Consider the following 16,844-nt stretch of genomic DNA (forward strand, 5'->3'; position numbering starts at 1 on the left):
TCCCGGCCATCAGCACCTGTCTCAAATTCGCTGATGATGATCTGACAATAGATCTATATGAGATGCTATCTATAAATTGGATCAGCATTCCTACATATAAGTTTTTGCCGCTACGTTGGAACATGCTTGCGCAGAAAGAGTTATGCGGCGACCTTTCTCAAGGCGACATGGCGGATCGGGCTTCCGTTCCGCATCCGGGCGATGGCTTCGAAATCAACCTCCCGGGACGAAATCTTGTATGAATAACACTACTTCAGCTGGTCTTGATTTCGTTTGACAGGACCTGCGCGAGCTTATCCATGTCCACCGGCTTCTCGCAGCGCTGAACATGGGCATAGCGCGCGGGAATGGCGGTTCCTTCATAGCCCGTGGCGAAGACGAACGGTACACCGCGTGTTTCGAGGGCGTCCGCCACGGGAAAGACCATGATGTCGCGCAGGTTCACATCGAGCACAGCCGCATCGATCTCGGAATTAGCCGCTATCAGCGTCAGAGCTTTGTCGACGCTCGCCACAGGACCGAGCACCTGAGCGCCACCCTTCGACAACATCCGCTGCATCTCTACGGCGATGAAGTAATCGTCCTCGACCAAGAGTACCTTAGGACCCGACAAAGCGTCCGGCCCATGGCTCGGTGTGCCCATCGTCATCGTCAGCTCCTACAAAGCCTCAGGCAAGTGAAAGCTCGATAAGACAACGTACCTCGGTCTCGTTAAGTTCGTAACGCGTCGTGGCATCGAGCGCGAACGGAAGCGCATTCTCGATTAATTCGCGTCCGTAACCGTTCCTCAGGGCCGCGCCTTCCGCGCTGTGCCGCTTGTCGATCCCAGTCTCCACCCATTCCAGCGTGAGCCGCGGTTCCTGCCCGTCGTTTTCGTGCGTCCACCACCTGACGGTGAGCTGGCCGTGCGCGCTGGAGAGAGCGCCGTACTTGCGGGCGTTGGTGGCCAACTCGTGCAGGGCCAGCGCGAAGATCTGAACTGCCCCCTTTCGGATGCGGACGTCGGGGCCGTCGAGTACGATGCGTTCGCGTAGATCTGCGGCTGCGAGCGCGTCGGCTCGATCCGGATGAGGGTCCCCAGCGTGATCGGCTCTTCCCCGGCACGTGAAAGGAGGCCTTGCACGCGAGAAAGAGCCGCCAGCCTTTCGTTGAACGCGGTCGTGAAGGATTCCAGCGTGTCGCTTGCTGCGAGCGTCTGCTGTGCGATCGAGTGGACGACGCCAAGCAGGTTTCGCGTGCGATGCTGCAACTCGGCGACCAGCACCGACTGTTGCTCCTGCATCCGGCGCAGATCGTCAATGTCGGTCGAGGTGCCGAGCCACTCGACCACCTCTCCACGCTCGCCACGCACCGGCATCGCGCGGGTTTGAAACCAGCGGTAACTGCCATCGACGGCGCTGCGCAGGCGTCCTTCCATTTGCAGAGCGCCGGTCCGGGCCGCATCGCGCCACGCCTCCATGGCCGGTCCACGATCGTCCGCGTGCACGGCATCGAGCCAGCCATGATCCCGGCTCTGCGCCTCCGTCTGTCCAGTGTAAGCGGACCATTGCGGGCTCGCCCAGGTCCACCGCCCATTCTCAGCCGCCCGCCAGACCAATTGCGGGATGCCCTCGACGAGCGCGACGAGCCGGCGCTCGCTCGCGCGCTGACGCTCCTCGGCCCGTTTGCGCTCCGTGATGTCGACGAAGGTGATCACGACACCGGCGATGAAGTTGTCGATGCTGCGATAGGGCAGCACCCGGACGAGGTATTGGGCTCCCGTCGTCGAATTGGTGATCTCGCGTTCGACCACGCTTAGGGTACGCAGCACCCGTCGGGCGTCGTCCTGCAACTCCTCGTAGGCAATGCGCGACTTGATATGCGCAATCGGTCGTCCCGTATCGGTCTCGATCAGGTGGAAGATCTCGGTGACGGCGGGCGTGTAGTTTGTGATCCGCAGATCGTTGTCGAGGAAGATCGTCGCGATCTGGGTGCTCTCGAGGAAGTTCTTCAGATCGCTGTTGGCTCGGCCCAGTTCCTGCACGCGGTGGCCAAGCTCACCATTGACCGTGGTGAGCTCCTCATTGACGGATTGCTGCTCTTCCTTGGAGGTCTGCAGCTCCTCGTTGGTCGATTGCAGTTCCTCGTTGAGAGACTGGTATTCCTCGTTGGAGGATTTCAATTCCTCGTTGGTGCTCTCCAGCTCCTCGATCGTGGCCTGCAAACGCTCGCGTGTGGCAGTAAGCTCGACCTCCAGACGCCTTGTATGCTCGAGGGTGCCTGAAACACCTGCGGCGCTGCCGCCTTTTTCGGCCGCCTTCGGACCGCCATCCTTGAACAGCACGAAATAGCCGTGCGCGTCGGGATCGTCCCGCATGGGTTCGACGACGATGTCGACCGAGAAGCGCGTCCCGTTCTGGCCGACCTGCAAGCCTTCGACCTGCACTAACTCGGCCGTCTCATCGGCTTTTGCGAGCGCTGCGCGCAGGTCGAGCCGCAGGTCCGGATGGGCGAGCCTGCAACAGGTTCAGGGTGGCAGTGCCGCCGGCCGGCTCGATGTACCGCCCGGTCCGTCCGGAGAAATGCAGAACGTTGAACGACGCATCGGTGATCACGTAAGCGGGGGCGAAGCGTTCCGCGAGGCGTTCGGCGCGCCGGGTCAGCGTCACTCCATTCGGCCGGGCCCGCTCATCGGGGACGATCGTCGTCCCGATCCGGCGATCCGGCGCCACGAACGGGAAGTCCGGCAGGATGCGCGTGCCGGTCTCCCGACGCCGGAAGATGCGCGAGCGGCTGTCGATCGGCGCAAACAGGTCGGTGTGGCGCGAGACGTTCTCGGAATTTCCTAAGAACAAGGTGCCCTCTGGTTTCAGGGCGAAGTGAAACAGCGGGACGACCCGGCTCTGAAGCTCGGCGTCGAGGTAGATGAGCAGGTTGCGGCACGAGATCAGATCGAGCCGTGAGAAAGGCGGGTCCTTGATGATCGAGTGCTGCGAGAAGATGCACATCTCGCGCAACTCCTTCACGATGCAATAGGTGTTGCCTTCCTTCACGAACCAGCGGGCCAGCCGCTCAGGCGACATGGTCTCACTGATCGTATGAGCGAAGCGCGCCGCCCGGGCCGAGGCCAGCGCGCGCCCGTCGAGGTCGGTCGCGAAGATCTGGACCTGGGGCACGACATCGAGCCCGGCCATGTGCTCGCGCAGCAGGATCGCCAGCGAATAGGCCTCTTCGCCGGTCGAGCAGCCGATCACCCAGATCCGGATCTGATCGTCTCGTGTCTTTTCCGCGAACATCTTCGGGATCACCTCCCGTTCGAGGATCTCGAATTCCTTCGGATCGCGGAAGAACTGGGTCACACCGTTCAACAGATCGTTGAAGAGCTCCTGTGCTTCCTCCGGCCTGTTGCGCAGGGCTTCAACGTAGTCTTCGACCCTCGTCAGCGCGAGGACCTGCATCCGCCGCTGGACCCGTCGCAGAAAGGTGCCGGGCTTGTAGCCGTGGAAGTCGTGGCCGGTCTTGTTGCGGAGCACCCCCGCGATGGCCGCGAGGGCGGCTTTGGATGCGGCCGGAGTGGCGACACCCTCGGCGGCCAGCTGGCGCGCCGCGGACGCGACCCGCTGGATGAGATCGTCGAGGGATAAGACCGCATCCGCCAGCGCCGCCGGACTCTCGCTGGAAGTCAGCTCGCCGGCTCTGGCCTCATCAGTTTCCTCGGCGAGCGTGAGGCCGCCCGCCTCCTTGATCGCCTTGAAGCCGAGCGTTCCGTCCCCATCGGTCCCAGCCAGCGCCACCGCGATGCTGCGTCCCTCCTCGTCGCGGGCAAGCGAGACAAGGAAGCTGTCGATCACGCCCCGGCCTCCGGCCTCGTCCGCAGGACGAGTACGGAAGTGTCCATTCTCGACACTCGCGACGAGGTGGGCTCCGACGAGATAAATGTGCCCGCCTTCGATGGCGGCACCGTCTTGGACAGCTGTCAGTTCGATGCCAGCGGCGGCGAGAGCGAGCTGAAACCCATTCTCATCAAGGGCTTCCCGGTGCTGCAGAGCAATCATCACCGCCAGACCATCCAGGCGCGGCATTCCAGTGAGGATTCGTTGCAGCGGACCGGTACTCGCGGCCGACGCGCTCAGGGTGAGATAGGCGGTCGTCCTCGACGAGCGTATATCGGCTTCGGACATGCTGGATCGCTGTGATGCGCGAGATGCGGGAAGAGCGGCGCCGCCGCTCCATTCGCCTCCCTATAGGAAGCGTGAAGCCCTCGTACCACAGCGCGGATGGAGTGCGGTCGAGGTCTCAGGTCCTATTCTTCCTGTGCGCCCTCGCTTCCGGATGGTTCCGGCGCAGGGAGGGACAGGAGGACCGCCCGGCGGATCGTGTCGGCATATTCGCGGTATTCGACCGCGCGCTCGTCGTACATTTCGGCAACGGCAAGACGTCCGGAGCTTCGTCCATCCTGCGCCATGCGGGCAACGAGTTCGGCTCGTTCCTCGATGATGCGTAGCGCGATGCGCAGCGCCTCGTCGACGGCGTTCTCCTGCTCCCTGGCCACTGCCTCCGCTGTGTAGGCATGTCCGACTTGGCAGCGAAAGCGTAGCGGCTTAGCATCGCGGACCTTCGACAGCACCCCGCTGCAATGCGGACAGGTCAGCGCCGCAGGATCCGCGATCCGGCGCAACACGTCGCTGTCGATCCGCTCACCGGCGGCGATGTCGATCTCCAAGCGAATCTCCGGCGGCACCGGCAGGCGCGGTCCGGGCGATTCTTGAACGAGCTCGGACAGAACGTCGCCGAGACGCGTACTCGGCGCAACCAGATCGACGGTCGTCGCAGCCATGCCGCTGAGGGGCATTTCATCGGCGATGGCGTCCGCCGGGTCTTGTACGAGCGCCACGCCCCCGCAGCGTTTGATCGCCTCCAGACCGGCGGCACCATCGTTGAGCAGGCCGCTGAGCAAGACGCCGATGACCCGGGGGCCGTAGGTCGCCGCAGCAGAGCGGAACAGAGGATCGATGGACGGGCGGGCCATATTCTCACGAGGGCCACGGCCAAGCCTGATTTGCCCGTCTCGCACGATAAGATGATGGTCGGGCACGCCGAGGTAGATGTTGCCGGGGGTAATCATCATGCCGTCACGTGCGGCGTGGACGGGCAGGTGTGCGGCAGCCGCTGTGACGGTCGCGAGCAGCCCAATGCTGCGAGCCGGAATGTGCAGGACGATGAAGACCGCCGCCGGCAGATCTGCTGGCAAAGCGCCGAGGATCACCTTGAGCGAGGCGGTCGCACCTGATGATCCTCCGATGACGACGATGTCGCGATTTGTCATGGTCGTTCTCCGCCGGGCATTGGGCGCCGCACCCGCCGCGTCGCGCTCAAACGCTTGGGGCAGGAAGGCAGAGTTGCGAGCGAAAAACTCTCCGGGGCTGCCTCAATCGCGTTCATCGGCTTCCCGATGCGTTGCGTCCGTCGGAGCGAGGCGTCCGATCCGAGCCGTGAATGGGACGAGGAGCGCGCAGCTGAGCCCGTCCGGCTCATAGGTGAGCGTCGATTGCGCTTCGAGTTCGTAGACCAGCATTTCCTTCAGTACTGTCGTACCGAAGCCTTGGCGGACGGGTGACGTTACCGCCGTGCCTCCGGTCTCCTTCCACGTCAGGGCCAGGATCGGCTCAGGATCGTTCGGTTCGATCCGCCACGTCACCGTCACCCGCCCCTGCCGGAGCGACAGCGAGCCATGCTCGATCCCGTTACTCGTCAGCTCGTGCAGCGCCAGCGCCAGGACCAGAGCAGGCTTCGGCCGGAGCTTCACGCGTGGACCGGCGATCGTGGCGTGTTCGCCCTCGCGCACGAGGTGGGCCATCAATTCGTCGGAGACGAGGGTTTGCAGGTCCGCCTCGCCGAAGGCGTCAGTGATGGCCTGCGCCCTCAGGATGCCTTTGAAGCGTCCGTCGAGATGAGCGACATAGGCGTCGATCTCGTCAGCGCTCTCAGCCGATTGGTGCATGATCGTGCGGAGCATCGCCATCGTGTTTCGCACGCCGTGGCGCAGACTGTCGGGCAAGCCTGCTTCGTCGAGCAGGCGGCGCAGGCGCGCGTTATCAGCTCGCAGGGCGGCGAGCTGGTCGGCCATGTCACTCGGCTCTGCGTCAACGGGTTCTATCATGCCGAACCTCCGCGGCGGTCTCGTCTCTCTGCCAAGTCGGCGCGAGCGCGAGGGGTTCACGCGGCATCGAGCAAGAGTTTCCGTCCGCGCGGCCGATCACGCGTACAGTTCAAAGAACGAGTGCGCGATCTGCTCGATGCCGGTGCGGCAGTCGAAATTTGCCGTTCATGGCCGCTATCTTGGCCGGACGGCATAATACTCGCACTTAACTGAATTATTTCAGTTTCCACTTTGAAAGTATTTGTGGTCATGGAATGCGGTTTCGTCCCGCGTCATGTCCGGCCGTCGCCAGTGGACACGACGAGCGGGAAACTGCTTCGGCAGACGATGCCCTCAATCAGCAATCGCAGCGATCGCCGGAGGGCCGCCGTGCCGTCGCGGCCGATCGGGATCGAACCGACGACATTCAGCTTGGGAAGCCCTGACAGGCCTCTGATTTTACTCGCCCTCGTACCCCATACCCCGGTTCGTTCGCTGAAGTGATGAGCGACCTCGAACCACTGAGCGAATGACAGGATTGGCTGAAAACCGTGTGCCCGCTTCCAACCCGAACGGAATGGAAGCGAGCACTTATTCGGCGCAACGAAGCTGAGAACGGAGATCAGGCTGCGCGGACGGTTGCGAGGAAGCGAGTAACCTCGGCGTTGAGATGCTCTGATTGCCGCGACAATTCCGAAGCAGCCGACAGCACTTGGCTAGCCGCCGCTCCGGTTTCCTCCGAGGCCTGGGCCACGCCCGCGATGGTTCCGGTTACTTCCGATGTGCCGGTCGCAGCCTGCGAGACGTTACGCACGATCTCCTGGGTCGCGGCGGCTTGCTCTTCGACGGCTGCCGCAATGCTGGTCGCGACGGTGTCGATTTCCTGGATGCGGTGCGTGATGCTGCCGATGGCCGACACCGCTTGGTCCGTTACCCCCTGGATCTCGCCAATCTGGCTGGCGATCTCCTGTGTAGCACGGGCGGTCTGCTCGGCCAGGGCCTTCACTTCGGTCGCCACCACCGCGAAGCCCTTGCCGGCCGCGCCGGCGCGCGCCGCCTCAATCGTCGCGTTGAGGGCCAAGAGATTGGTTTGACCGGCGATCCCAGAGATCAGGCCAACCATTTCGCCGATCTTCGCCGAAGTGGCTTTGAGAGCCTGGACGAGATGCGCGGTTTGCGCAGCTTCACCCACAGCGGCTTGGGCCAGCCCAGCCGAACCCTGCACTTGCCGACCAATCTCCTGAACCGAGGAGCCCAGCTCCTCGGCTGCCGCCGCGACGGTGTTGACGTTGGACGAGGCCTCCTCAGCGGCGGCGGCGACGGTGATCGACTGGCTGGCCGTCTCGGCGGCGGTCGAAGTCATCTGCTGCGCTGTCGCCTGAAGTTCAGTCGATGACGACGACACCATTCCGACGATCCCACCGACTGACCGCTCGAAGCTGTCAGCCAACTCGATCATGGTGCGCTTGCGCTCGCGGGCGGCCGCCTCGTCGGCTAACCGCTTCATTTCGGCTTCTTCCAGGGCCTTGCGGGTCACCATCTCCTTGATGCCCTCGACGGCCTTGCCAACAGCGCCGATCTCGTCGCCGCGGTTGGCTTCGGCAATCTGCGCATCGATCTCGCCCTTCGCCATACGCTGCAACACCGAAACGAGGTTGCCGAGAGGACGCGTGATACCGATGACCGAGACCAAAGTAGCGACGAGGAGCCCGACCAGCAGGCCCAAGGCGCTGAGACCCATCAGCGTATAGCGGGTGGTGTTGGTCAGATGGGTGAGATCGGCAGAGCCCGTGCGCATGAACTCCTGAATATCATCACCGAGCTTGTTACCCTCTTCGACCATAGTATTGAAGGTCGGGTCAATCGCACTGTGAACGAGAGCGATCGCTTCAGCATTCTGATTGGACGTGCCGAGGCGGCGAACCTCGCTGACGTCGCGGGTAAAGCGGTTGATCCGTGCCGATTGGGCATCAATGCGTGCCGTGAAAGTCGGCGCTTTCTCGCGGAGGGTCGCAAGGCTCTCTGCCATCCTCGGCAGAGCTGTTTCGAAGCCCTTGTTGGCGGCTTGCATCTGGCCGTCCTCGGTCTCCGCAATTATTCTGTAAACCCAGTAATTTAATTCGAAGATAAGGCGATTAGTACGCCGCGCGACAGTTGCGGCTTCCGCTTCGTTGTCGATAAATCTAGTATAGGAATCATCGATTTGCGTCATACGTCCTTGCGCGTACCAAACACAGCAACCGACGATTACGGCAATGAAGGCGATTGCCGCAGAGATTTTCGGAAGTATCCGAATATTTTTCATTTTAACGGCAGCCGCATTTCCCAGATCGATGATGTATTATATCGCATAGATCGGTAATTTATCCGTTAATATTTGCTAAGCGCGCTCTTATAATTTGATTTCCGACAAGAACTGCGCTTCTTAATAATGTGTGTAGTTTCGATCTTTCACACGAAAGTGTAGCGAGCTGAATGAATGTTTTACACAGATACTCGGAGCGGTGCGAGTGGTTGGACGGCCCGCTTTCGCAAGAAACGGCTCAAACTCACACGCTGCCGGTCAGAGTGATTACAGGTCGCTGTATTCGAAACGCGGCGACGACAGTTCAGATCGCGAGGTTGGGCCTCGCTTGGAATGGCTGCTCGGGGTGGGTTTCCCGCCTTTCTGATTTCGGCCATTTAAGCCAAAGAGCAGCTCCTTCTACCCAGCTATCGACCCTCGCTGATCCGCGCAGATCCGGCATGATCACCAACGCGGAGATCGTCGCGGCGATTGACCGGTATGTCTCGATCCGCCGTGAGACCCCTATCCTTACGACAGCGGCCATAGCGTCGATATTGCAGCGGCCATCACCGCATCTCGTGGTGAGTTCGATCTCGGCCAGCGGTTAGGCTCACCCAAGAAGACCCTTCGGAATGCCATCGCAGTAATTGTTCTAGCTGCGCGATTCGAAACACCAGAGCCATGACACCACTTGGCCGATGACGAATTGCGGGACTAGCGAGTGTTGAGCTTTCCGACGAAAAGACCCGCCGCGGTAGCAGCCGGGCGGGGTTGCGAGTTCATCAGGTGATCGCCGTATATCCCAAATGGGAGATACGACGCGGGCGTTTCAGTGCGTAGCGGGGCGACCCGGTGTCATTGAGGTTCTAGACCGGGGGCTAGACCCCGCCCCGATCTGCACACGGGGCGGGGGAGCATCCAATCTTATTTTGTCTCAGCCGCGGTGCCCTTGATCGTGAACGGCTGTTCCACTCGCGTCGTGCGACCGTTGACAAGGTCATGCAGAATGTAAGCAAGCACGTAGTTGCCAGCGGGAGCGCCGTCCATACTCATAGTGCTGTTCACGAAGAACTCGCGGTTGCGGTAGTGGCTGTCCAACTCTTGCTTCAGAATCCCTTTTTGACCGGTGAGGATCTTTCCGTCCGTGGACAGGATCTCGAAATCGATACTTACACCGAAACGGTAGCCGTCGCCCTTGGCGGCCCAGGCATACCCAAGCGGCTCAAGATAGGTGAGCAGCTTCTCGCCTGGCTCAAACACGTTCGATGAACGAGCGTCGTAGTCGCCGTAGGCGTTCGCCCCCCGGTTCACGAACATGGCATGGCGCGACGAAAACGGCAGGCGCTCCCAAACCGCTGCAGTAGCATTCTCCTGAGTTTCTAGATCTGCAACGGTCGCGGTGGCGGGAGCCTGCGACACCGAAGCGGGCGCACTGGACGGTGCAGTCGTAGCGGCTTTGGGTCCTAGTTGGCCCAGCGGCTGAAGGCTCTTGAGAACTGTCTCAAGTTGGTTCGCGTATTTTTTCTGCCCCTTCGGCGAGCCCCAGAACGTGAGGATGCCAATTCTCTCGCTTGAAAGAACAAAAATCGAGAGTGCCACAGACGTGGGGCCGTCATTGTCGTTACCGTCGAACTCGAGCTGAACCACAGGTAAGCCGTTAATTTCGCCCTCTTTCCTTCGTTGCGAGGATTGGTCGAACTTGACGCCCTTCTTCCGCAGCCAGACGATGGCGTCGAGGACCGCCTTCTGTGTGTCTTTCGCCTTCTCGATCTCAAGGGAGACGAAGATTGAGCCATCAGGCGAGTTGGCCTGGGCGCCCTTCTCGATCTCCTCGGGGGACCACGCGTCCGGTAAGGTGACCGTGATCGCGGGTTTCTCTTCAGGAAGTTCGAAGACCTTGGCGTGCGCGGCAACGGGCAGCACGGCGAGCGAGACGCCGAGGACGGCTAGACGGAAACGGTTCATGCTTCGTGTTCCCCCGGCCGCTCCTTGCGGGCCCCGGGCGGGGCCTTCTATATTTGAACGGCCGAGTATCTCATAACACGCCCAAGTGTCTTATCCCCTAATAGACGTTTCGTTCGCGTCTTCGTGAACGCCTAATGGCATTGTGGAATTTTTAGGCTTCTTGATTAGCCTCAAAGACAATAGCCGAGGGTAGCCGGATCCGATGGGCTAAGAGCGCTCTAAAGGTCGAGTTTGGTCTATCGACCTACCGGACACGTCACGCTTTCGCTGACCCTCCAAGTGTCCGCTTTTGGAGAATTCGGCTGGCTGCCGCCTGCGACCGAGGTGGGTCGCATTCAGACCCTGCTGTGCATCGCATGGAAGATGAGGACGGCCCAAGGCGTCCTCATTCCGTTGCGTTGTGCTTTAGGCGTGCGCCACCGGCAGCTCACCCACCTGGGTCGTATACCGCGGCGTCCGCATGTCGAACTTCGTGTTCCACTCCCGCTTCGTCGTGAGCCCCGCCCGCGCCGGCACCACGGCCCCCCTGCCCCATCGCGCATTGCAGGCATCCATCGCCGCCATCAGCGGCTCCGAGCGCTTCCGGTCGAGCGCGCCGATCAGCGCCCGGGGGCTGTCGGCGAGTGGCCATAGGTCGTTCGTCACCACCCCCGCCTTGCTGTAGCGCCAGGCCGGCCGGTCAGATCTCGGCTCGCGCCAGGTCTTCGCCACGCCGAGCCGCGCCGCCTTGATCAGCGCCAGCGTGTCCGAACTGTGCTCCGGCAGGCTGACGGTGGTGGCGACGGAGCGCTGCGGCGCGTCCCGGTCGTGCTCGCTCGTATGATAGAAGACCGTGACGTGATCGGTGCCGAGGCCTTCCCGACGCAGCTTCTCACCGAGACGGGTCGCGTGGGCAGCAACTGCTTCCTCCAGCGTCGCCCGGTCAGTGATGCGTGCGGAGAACGAGCGCGTCACGGCGCAGCCCTTCCGCCGGGCCGGCACGAGGTCGAGCGGCAAGCAGGCGAGGCCGCGCAGTTCGTGGATGATGCGTTCGCCCACCACGGTCAGGCCCTTGCGGACCGGCCGGGGATCGAGGTCCCGCAAATCCGCGACACTCTCGACGCCCATCGCCTCCAGCTTGGCGAGCGAGGCCCGGCCGATGCCCCACACCTCGCCCACGGCTACGGTCTTTCCGCGGTCGAGGCATCCGCCATCGACGGCGTGGAGAACCTCAATGCCCTCTGATCTCAAAGCCCCCGGCTTGAAATCGAAGCCGAATCGCGACGGAAGCCGACGCCTTTACTGGTGCGCGCGCAGTGATCTCGTCAAAGCAGGCTATCGCCCGCCCACCGTTCGCCTGCCCTACGGCCTCGACGATCCGGCCGGCCGCGTCCTGATCGAGGCCGCCTGTCTTCGTCTCCAGGCCGAGATGCTTCAATGGTCCGCCCATCGCGGCCAGCCGGATGCCCGCTTCCCATGGGTCGGCGCGTCGGGCCGGTGATCATAGACGAGTTGGCCGGGCGCCCCTACGCGGAATCGGCCTACGGTCGAGAGTGGCGGATCGTGGCGCGGGCGGCCGGCGTGCCGGACAATGTGTGGAACATGGATGCGTGGGCCGGCGCCATCACGGAAGCCGAGGATGCGGGCGCCGATCTCGACGCGATCCGCTCGTCAGCCGCTCACGCCCAGCTCGCCACCACCCTGCGCTACTCACGCGGCGCAGTCGGCAAATCGCGCGCAGTCGCGACGATGCGGGCCGCGCACCGCAAGGCCGGAACGGGCGCGGAACAGCCATAAGGGACGCTTTGGGGTACGATGGGGGACGCGAGATCAGCGGTAGACTGTCAGAACAGCATACGCTTCAGCGGGTTAGTTGGAGCGGGCGATCGGGATCGAACCGACGACATTCAGCTTGGGAAGCCCTGGTAGGCCGTTGATCTTGCTTCACTGCGTTCCCTAGACGCGGGATCGCCGCCCTCCCCTGTCGCCCTATCTCGCGGCGATGGACGAGGCCGCGATCACCACCACCCTTGCCGCGCAAGACGCGGCCGAGGCGCTTATTGCCCTCGGCTGGCCGATCACGCCGGACGGACCTGACATGGAGCGCTGGCGGATCGGTGACCTAATCATGACGGACGAGGAGCTGATCGGGCTCGCGACCCGGCGTGGCTTCCAGCCGGTCAGCGAGAGGGTGCAGTAGGGCAATTATAGCGGTCGCAGATGCTGCTAACGGCGAACCAGCTTGGCCGTGGCGGATCGCCACAGCACATCAGAAGCTAATCCAGTAAAGTGCATGCCAAGTTTTAGCGTGCCATGTAGCTATCAATTGCTGGCTTCACTGAAGGCGTGCTGGCAAGTGAGGGCTACACCCCCCGCCTTCCATTGGAGGCTCTAGGTGGCGCGCTATCATTTCAACGTTCATGACGGTTTAGGTATATTAGACGTTGATGGCAGTGAATTCCCCGATTGGGCAACTGCACGGATCGTAGCGATCAGACTAGCCGGCGAGATCCTAAAGGACGATCCAAAGAGCGCTCTGTCCTGCGATGACTGGCACCTTGAGGTTACAGACGGGACCGGCCTCATCCTGCTCCGCGTCGACTTTGCTTTAACTGAGGTGTCAGCAATGCCGGTGGCTAAGGTGCCTTGCCTTTCGGTTGCGGCACACTCTTAGCGATCATCTTCAACGCCACGTCGAACGCCGCCTCATCCTCGCTCGCCCCAGCGGTCAGGCCAAAGCGACAGGAAGCTCGGACACCTGCGTCGTATAGCGAGGCGTCCGCATCTCGAACTTCGTGTTCCAGTCCCGTTTCGTCGTCAGCCCTGCTCTCGCAGGAACGACAGCGCCACGTCCCCACCGCGAGTTGCAGGCGTCCATCGCGGCCATCAACGGACCGGAGCGCTCGCGATCGAGCGCGCCGATTAACGCGCGCGGGCTATGACTGAGGGGCGCAAGATCGTTCGTCACCACGCCGGCCTTCGAATAGCGCCAGGCCGGCCGGTCAGAACTCGGCTCGCGCCAGGTCTTCGCCACACCGAGCCGTGCCGCCTTGATCAGCGCCAGCGTGTCCGAACTGTGCTCCGGCAGGCTGACGGTGGTGGCCACCGAGCGCTGCGGCGCGTCCCGGTCGTGCTCGCTCGTATGATAGAAGACCGTGACGTGATCGGTGCCGAGGCCTTCCCGACGCAGCTTCTCACCGAGACGGGTCGCGTGGGCAGCAACTGCTTCCTCCAGCGTCGCCCGGTCAGTGATGCGTGCGGAGAACGAGCGCGTCACGGCGCAGCCCTTCCGCCGGGCCGGCACGAGGTCGAGCGGCAAGCAGGCGAGGCCGCGCAGTTCGTGGATGATGCGTTCGCCCACCACGGTCAGGCCCTTGCGGACCGGCCGGGGATCGAGGTCCCGCAAATCCGCGACACTCTCGACGCCCATCGCCTCCAGCTTGGCGAGCGAGGCCCGGCCGATGCCCCAGACCTCACCGACCTCCACCCGGCACAGCCAGTGCTCATAGGCGGCGACATCCGTCAGATCGCAGACGCCATCGAGATCGGGGACGGTCTTGGCGATGTGATTGGCGAGTTTGGCCAGCGTCTTCGTCGGCCCGATCCCGACGCAGGTCGGGATGCCGGTCCAGGCGCGCACGGTGGCGCGAAGGTCACGAGCTAGTTCGCCCCGGAGCAAGGGGGCCACGTCCGACAGGTCGAGGAAGCTCTCATCGATCGAGTAGATCTCCACCCGCGGGCTGAACTGCCGGTAGACGGCGTTCGTGCGCCCGCTCATGTCGCCATAGAGCGTGTAGTTGGACGAGAAGACCCGCACGCCTTGGGTCCGGCAGAGATCACGGATCTTGAAGAACGGTTCGCCCATGCGGATGCCGAGGGCTTTCGCCTCGCTCGTGCGGGCGATCGCACAGCCATCGTTGTTCGACAGCACGATCACCGGCACGCGGGCGAGTTTGGGATCGAACACGCGCTCGCAGGAGCAATAGAAGCTGTTGCCGTCGATCAACGCGACGGCCCGGCCGCCGCCGATCCGATCACGCGCTCTGTCGCCCGGTCTGCTCACGTCAGCCGCCCCCGCGCGAGATGCCAGCGCACGGTGAAGCGCACCACGCCCCAGATCTCGACTTCGCTCGCCTCGTCGACGGCGAAGGTCGGCAGGTCCGGGTTATCGAAGGCGAGGCGCGGCCTGTTGCCTTCCATGCGGTAGCGCTTGCAGCTCAGCAGCGCATCGACCACCGCCACGACCACGCTATCGTGTTGGGCGGTGAGGCTACGATCGACGCAGGCCAGATCGCGGTCGAATATGCCGGCGCCGCGCATGCTCTCGCCGCGCACCTGCATCAGGAAGGTGGCAGGCGGGTTCGGCACCAGCCAGCGCGGCAGTTCGAGCGCGCCCTCCAGGAAATCGTCGGCGGGCGACGGGAAGCCGGCACACAGCGCGGGCCCGACGAGGGGGACGCGCACGGTGCTTGGCCCCTCGGCCGGTAGCGTTGCGACGCGTCGCAGGCTCATCGGCGTGAGCCTTCGCAAGCGGGGCCTCGATCCCAATCCCCAACCAATCCGCTCGACATCTCTCGCATCCGGCCCGAACCCGACTAGAACACATCGGGAACAAGCCTGACCTTAGGCGGTAGTTCAACCGGCGGCATCCTCCTGCCGGACGTAGACCTGAGGGGCGATGTGGACGGCTGTGGACGCTGGTGGAAATCATCAATGAGGAAGACGGCTTGGGCGGACACTCCTGTCCCGCCTCTCCGAGGCAAGCAACTGGCGGCCCTGCGCGCCATCGCGTCGACGCCCGGCGGGTTGCGGATCACCGCCTATCCGAGCGCAATGTCGCTGCTTGTCGAGATGGGGTTGGTCGAGGAGCGCCCGGCTTCACGAACCGCGCACCGTGAGGGCCGGGCTTGGTTTCTCACTGTAGAGGGGCGGGAGACGGTGAAAGCCTATGGGGTCGATGCCCCGTGAGCGAGCCTTCGATCTCGTCATTGAGACATGAGATAAATCTTGTGATGGCAACAGGTCAATATTGAAGCCGGGGCCCGTGAAATGCCGATCTCAATAATCTATCGGATTGGAGAGTGATCGATTCGAGGAGCCAATTATCCGATGAGACGCGAATTTTCTGACAAGCACGAGTTTATTATTGACGCAGGCATCGACGCACTAAGCGATATAGTCAATGACATACAGGCTATTTGGAAGATCGGACACAAGACACAGGCTACAGTTGAAAAGTTCGAGGATCGCCAATACGGATATGTCTTAAGTGAAGATGGTATATCGGACGCGCTGCTCAGGATTGCGTTCAATCAGGCGCTTGCCTACGGCTGTTTGTTTAATGATGCGGATAAGTCGCCGAGCGAGTCAAAATCTGCGGCTGAACTAAGACTCGATAGAGTTAGGGAGTTTGGCAGGAAGCTCAGCGGCGTAACGGCGACTCAACTGCGAAAACGGGGCGTCAGGAATGCCCTCGCGCATTATGACGAACGGTTTTCGAAGGCGGTCGTGGAAGCGAACGGTCAGCCAATCTCGATAATGAAGGGTCTCGGAATTAGCCATCTGAACGCCGTTGTGAGCGAGGCTAAGCATTTTCTTAGATTAAACGTATACTCATTTTATGAAGATACGTTCTATCTATTTAACGAGACTTTGAAACTAGAGCCGCTGCACACTGAAATAGTTACGATTGTGAAAACCCTCAATTATTCTTTCGACGGAGAGAAATTGATTGAGAGGCCCAAATTATTGCCGCTGAAGTTCGGCGCGAAGTGAGACAAAAGAAGGCCCGCCACGGCGAACCGGGCGGGCTGGAATAGACTCGGAATGTTTCGAGGCGGCTCGGACAGGCGGCCAACCGAACGGATGCGGTGTGAGCCTCGAGAGCCAGCGCTACTGGGCTTTGCTGCTCTTGCGGGCGAACTCCCAAACCGGCACGCCCCATACCTGCCCCGGCTTGTTGCGGCGGGCGGATCCGCGATCCGTTACAATCCGGTCTACTTCAACGGCCGTCGGGTTCAGCCCGGGCATCATGAGGGCCCCGCAGTAGTCGATGCGGAGCGTCCCATGCTCTGGGTGAACTGCGAACAGTTCGGCCGCTGTCCAGCCGAGGCGGTGAGCTTCGGCGCCGTGCTGATTGCAGAAAGCAATCGCCTCCTCGCGAATCGCCGCCCATTTTGCCGGGACGAGGTAGCGGCAGGGCGAGGCATGCGGCGACAGGTTCTCCAGGGCGCTGCGCCAACGAGCGACGGCATCCGGGAGGGGTGAAGGGCTGGCTGACATGCCGGCTGCGTACAGCGGCTCAGCCGGGCGATCCATGCGAGGGGGCGCCCAGCTGACCTGTCAGCTTTGCAGATTGCGCTCTCGCACGTCTGATGCCTCTGAAAACCACGGCCCGCGGCGAGAGGCGAAACGCATGCTCAACAATGCTGCCGGCGTCGCACGCGGCCCGTCGTCAGTCGCTCAGCTTGACCTCTCTGATCAGCACCTTGCCGT

Annotated in this window: 14 protein-coding genes and 2 pseudogenes; 6 read left to right on the forward strand and 10 right to left on the reverse strand. The window is 62.3% G+C overall.

Going from position 1 to position 16,844, the window contains the following annotated elements; all coding sequences use genetic code 11:
• Positions 1 to 253: 253 nt before the first annotated feature.
• The 7 genes and pseudogenes from ACFQE0_RS25975 to ACFQE0_RS26005 form a co-directional block, all read right to left on the reverse strand.
• Positions 254 to 649, reverse strand: a complete 396-nt coding sequence (locus ACFQE0_RS25975) for a response regulator (RefSeq protein WP_378974853.1) — start codon at positions 647 to 649, stop codon at positions 254 to 256.
• A 19-nt stretch (positions 650 to 668) separates the two neighbouring features.
• Positions 669 to 4,160, reverse strand: a pseudogene (locus tag ACFQE0_RS25980) (CheR family methyltransferase).
• A gap of 122 nt (positions 4,161 to 4,282) precedes the next feature.
• Positions 4,283 to 5,305: a chemotaxis protein CheB gene (locus ACFQE0_RS25985; protein ID WP_378974855.1), complete on the reverse strand. Its 1,023-nt coding sequence runs from the start codon at positions 5,303 to 5,305 to the stop codon at positions 4,283 to 4,285.
• Between the two features lie 102 nt (positions 5,306 to 5,407).
• A complete protein-coding gene (locus ACFQE0_RS25990; RefSeq protein WP_378974857.1) occupies positions 5,408 to 6,106 on the reverse strand; it encodes an HWE histidine kinase domain-containing protein in 699 nt (232 codons plus the stop codon).
• Between the two features lie 634 nt (positions 6,107 to 6,740).
• Complete coding sequence (locus ACFQE0_RS25995; protein WP_378974859.1) at positions 6,741 to 8,423, reverse strand: methyl-accepting chemotaxis protein; 1,683 nt, start codon at positions 8,421 to 8,423, stop codon at positions 6,741 to 6,743.
• A 906-nt stretch (positions 8,424 to 9,329) separates the two neighbouring features.
• The gene (locus ACFQE0_RS26000; RefSeq protein WP_378974861.1) at positions 9,330 to 10,370 is read right to left on the reverse strand and encodes a polysaccharide deacetylase family protein; all 1,041 of its coding nucleotides are present in this window, start codon (positions 10,368 to 10,370) and stop codon (positions 9,330 to 9,332) included.
• Positions 10,371 to 10,775: 405 nt separating this feature from the next.
• A pseudogene (locus ACFQE0_RS26005) lies at positions 10,776 to 11,534 on the reverse strand (DUF4113 domain-containing protein); the annotation flags it as partial.
• A gap of 49 nt (positions 11,535 to 11,583) precedes the next feature.
• Here ACFQE0_RS26005 and ACFQE0_RS26010 point away from each other — a divergent pair.
• The 4 genes from ACFQE0_RS26010 to ACFQE0_RS26025 all read left to right on the forward strand — a co-directional run bounded on the left by ACFQE0_RS26010 (position 11,584) and on the right by ACFQE0_RS26025 (position 13,023).
• A complete protein-coding gene (locus ACFQE0_RS26010; RefSeq protein ID WP_378974863.1) occupies positions 11,584 to 11,850 on the forward strand; it encodes a hypothetical protein in 267 nt (88 codons plus the stop codon).
• Positions 11,826 to 12,146, forward strand: a complete 321-nt coding sequence (locus ACFQE0_RS26015; protein WP_378974865.1) for a hypothetical protein — start codon at positions 11,826 to 11,828, stop codon at positions 12,144 to 12,146. The genes ACFQE0_RS26010 and ACFQE0_RS26015 overlap by 25 nt, the downstream gene beginning before the upstream one ends.
• A gap of 205 nt (positions 12,147 to 12,351) precedes the next feature.
• Positions 12,352 to 12,549, forward strand: coding sequence for a hypothetical protein (locus ACFQE0_RS26020; RefSeq protein ID WP_378974867.1), 198 nt, complete (start codon positions 12,352 to 12,354; stop codon positions 12,547 to 12,549).
• A gap of 195 nt (positions 12,550 to 12,744) precedes the next feature.
• The gene (locus ACFQE0_RS26025; RefSeq protein WP_378974869.1) at positions 12,745 to 13,023 is read left to right on the forward strand and encodes a DUF6894 family protein; all 279 of its coding nucleotides are present in this window, start codon (positions 12,745 to 12,747) and stop codon (positions 13,021 to 13,023) included.
• 54 nt (positions 13,024 to 13,077) lie between these two features.
• Here the strand turns inward: ACFQE0_RS26025 and ACFQE0_RS26030 are convergent, their stop codons facing one another.
• Positions 13,078 to 14,412 carry a Y-family DNA polymerase gene (locus ACFQE0_RS26030; RefSeq protein WP_378974871.1) on the reverse strand — a complete coding sequence of 445 codons (1,335 nt, stop codon included), beginning with the start codon at positions 14,410 to 14,412 and terminating at the stop codon, positions 13,078 to 13,080.
• A complete protein-coding gene (locus ACFQE0_RS26035; RefSeq protein ID WP_378974873.1) occupies positions 14,409 to 14,861 on the reverse strand; it encodes a LexA family protein in 453 nt (150 codons plus the stop codon). Before ACFQE0_RS26035 ends, ACFQE0_RS26030 begins: the two co-directional genes overlap by 4 nt.
• A gap of 201 nt (positions 14,862 to 15,062) precedes the next feature.
• Here ACFQE0_RS26035 and ACFQE0_RS26040 point away from each other — a divergent pair, with 201 nt between their 5' ends.
• Both ACFQE0_RS26040 and ACFQE0_RS26045 read left to right on the forward strand, forming a co-directional pair.
• Complete coding sequence (locus ACFQE0_RS26040; RefSeq protein ID WP_378974875.1) at positions 15,063 to 15,317, forward strand: hypothetical protein; 255 nt, start codon at positions 15,063 to 15,065, stop codon at positions 15,315 to 15,317.
• A gap of 141 nt (positions 15,318 to 15,458) precedes the next feature.
• Complete coding sequence (locus ACFQE0_RS26045; protein ID WP_378974877.1) at positions 15,459 to 16,124, forward strand: hypothetical protein; 666 nt, start codon at positions 15,459 to 15,461, stop codon at positions 16,122 to 16,124.
• A 117-nt stretch (positions 16,125 to 16,241) separates the two neighbouring features.
• Here the strand turns inward: ACFQE0_RS26045 and ACFQE0_RS26050 are convergent, their stop codons facing one another.
• Positions 16,242 to 16,667: a hypothetical protein gene (locus ACFQE0_RS26050; RefSeq protein WP_378974879.1), complete on the reverse strand. Its 426-nt coding sequence runs from the start codon at positions 16,665 to 16,667 to the stop codon at positions 16,242 to 16,244.
• Between the last annotated feature and the right edge of the window lie 177 nt (positions 16,668 to 16,844).

The organism is Methylobacterium komagatae, assembly GCF_042661665.1.
GTDB classification, from domain to species: Bacteria; Pseudomonadota; Alphaproteobacteria; order Rhizobiales; family Beijerinckiaceae; genus Methylobacterium; species Methylobacterium komagatae.